Source organism: Kribbella sp., assembly GCF_035655035.1.
In the GTDB taxonomy this organism is placed as follows: domain Bacteria; phylum Actinomycetota; class Actinomycetes; order Propionibacteriales; family Kribbellaceae; genus Kribbella.
The window spans coordinates 1-2,314 of sequence record NZ_DASRVN010000312.1 but is presented as its reverse complement, the minus strand read 5'-3'; the positions used below and the strand labels follow the sequence as shown (position 1 = coordinate 2,314).

Genomic DNA, 2,314 nt, shown 5'->3' with positions numbered 1-2,314 from the left:
GTGGCGCTGCTGATCTCCGGTGTGCTCCCGGCGTCCCGGTACGCGACGGCGGTCGCCGTGATCAGCGCGGTCGCGGCGGTCGTGTACTTCGCGGTGATCCTCCGCAGCAAGCAAATCACCGACATCGAACGGCGGCGGGTGCAGGCGTTCATCCCGCTGTTCATCGCCAGCGCGGCCTTCTGGTCGCTGTACCAGCAGCAGTTCACGGTCGTGACGATCTACTCCGACCAGCGCCTGGACCGGAACGTCTTCGGCTGGCAGATGCCGGTGTCGTTCGTCCAGTCGATCAACCCGGTGATGATCATCGTGTTGTCCGGGGTGTTCGCCGCGCTCTGGACGAAACTGGGCCCACGGCAACCATCGACGCCGATCAAGTTCAGCCTCGGGCTCGCGGTGATGGGCGTCGCCTTCCTGCTGTTCCTGACGATGGCGGGCGGCGGCCCGAACAGCGCGCCGCTGCTCGGGCTCGCCGGCATCCTGCTGGTGTTCACGATCGCCGAACTGCTGCTCTCCCCGGTCGGGCTGTCGCTGTCGACAAAGCTCGCCCCGGCGGCGTTCCGGACCCAGATGGTTGCCCTGTTCTTCCTATCGGTCGCCTTGGGTACGGCGATGTCCGGCGTACTGGCGAAGCTCTACAGCACCAGCCACGAGGGCGCGTACTTCGGCGTGATCGGCGGTGTCGCACTCGTACTGGGTGGCATGCTCGCGCTCGCCGTCCGGCCGATCCGGCGGCTCATGAGCGGCGTGCACTGAACGCGGCCTTGAGGTCCGCGGCGATCAGCTCGACCGCATGCCGCCCGGCCGACAGAGCAGCCGGAAAGTTGAGGAAGGCATGCATCGTGTCGGCGTACTCGACCAGTTCCGTCGGTACGCCGTCCCGCTCCAGCCGGGCGGCGTACGCGAGCGCGTCGTCGCGCAACCAGTCCCGCCCGGCCGCCAGCATCAGCGTCGGCGGGAGACCGGCGAGCGAAGCGGCCTGCAACGGTACGGCGCCGGCCGGGATCTCGCGGGAACCGAAGTACCACTCGTGCCAGTCGGCGCTCGGGTGCAGGTCGAGCACCGGGTAGCAGAGGACCTGCCGATCGGGGAGCGGAGTACCGGCGTCCCGGGCGAGCAGGCATGCACCGGCGGCCAGCGCACCGCCCGCGCTCTGACCGCCGATCGCGATCCGGCCGTCGCCGTCCAGGTGTTCACGAATCCAGCCGAGCGTCTCGTAGACGTCCTGAAGTGCTGCTGGGCAAGGGTTCTCGGGCGCCAGGCGATAGTTGAGCGAGACAACCGTAACGTTGCCGTCGGCAGCTATCCGTGAGGTCGCGTACTCGATGTCGCGGAGGTCTCCGCCGACGAACCCGCCGCCGTGCAACCAGAGCAGGACCGGCCGCGGGCGGATCGAATACCGGTACACGCGGGCCTGCAACGTTCTCCCGGGCAGCTCGACGGAGACGTCCTCGGTGGCGACGCGCGGGTCCGGCTCACCGGCGATCGCGGGATCGGGGAGGTCCTCCCGATCCAGGAGCAGCGCCTCGTACGGGTCGAGGCCGGGGGCGGCCGGGACATCCGCGAGGTGCTTCAGCAGCGCGTCGGTCTCCGGCCCGAGCTGTAGATTGTCGACAATCCTCATGCAGACACCGGCTGCAGGTGCCGCGCCGCGTGCGCGAACAGCATCCCGTCGGGCGTCGTCGAGACGTACTCCGCGAGTGCCCCGATCCCGCCGTCGAACCCCGCGCCGGTGGCCGGATCCGCCCAGGCCCGCTCGTCGTACCGCGTGATCTCGGCGACCATCGCGTCGCCGACGCTGCGGAACCGGTGCAGTACCAGTTCCGAGCCGATCAAGCGGCCTGCCTCGACGCCTCCCTGGTTCAGGGCGCTGCCGATCGCCGCGGTCTCCCAGCGCGGGTCGAGGCTCCAGTGCAGCCGGCCGGCCCGCGCTTCCTGCAGTACGGCGAGGTTGATCTCGTCCCACATCAGTACGTGCGCGACCAGGTCGTGCAGAGAGTCGCAGAAGTGCCCGAGCGGCCCGTCGTGGACGTCGTACGGCGCCCGGAGCTCGTCCTCGGTCTTGCCCGCGATCCGGCTGAGCAGTAGTTCCTGGTCGCGGCGGATCATCCCGGCCGCCTGGGCCGGTGTCGTCGTCGGTGTACGCATGACCGCCAATCAACCAGCCCACGGCGGCGCACGGCGCCGGATTGCGCGAAGTCCTCAATCCGCCGCCTCCTATCATCCGTGTATCAGCTGAACCGGGAACAGAGGAGACGGGCGTGAAGATCGGGATCGTCGGCGCCGGCGGTGTGGGTGGGTACTTCGGTGCCCGGCT

The 2,314-nt window shown here is 69.3% G+C and carries 3 protein-coding genes; 1 reads left to right on the top strand and 2 read right to left on the bottom strand.

Annotated features, from left to right (window positions below; genetic code table 11):
• Positions 1-753: oligopeptide:H+ symporter (locus VFF46_RS17955; RefSeq protein WP_325038285.1), on the top strand; the 753-nt coding region annotated here is incomplete at its 5' end.
• Here VFF46_RS17955 and VFF46_RS17950 read toward each other — a convergent pair.
• Together VFF46_RS17950 and VFF46_RS17945 are read right to left on the bottom strand one after the other, a co-directional pair.
• The gene (locus tag VFF46_RS17950; RefSeq protein ID WP_325038284.1) at positions 734-1,621 is read right to left on the bottom strand and encodes an alpha/beta hydrolase; all 888 of its coding nucleotides are present in this window, start codon (positions 1,619-1,621) and stop codon (positions 734-736) included. The genes VFF46_RS17955 and VFF46_RS17950 overlap by 20 nt on opposite strands.
• Positions 1,618-2,145, bottom strand: coding sequence for a hypothetical protein (locus VFF46_RS17945; protein ID WP_325038283.1), 528 nt, complete (start codon positions 2,143-2,145; stop codon positions 1,618-1,620). The genes VFF46_RS17950 and VFF46_RS17945 overlap by 4 nt, the downstream gene beginning before the upstream one ends.
• Between the last annotated feature and the right edge of the window lie 169 nt (positions 2,146-2,314).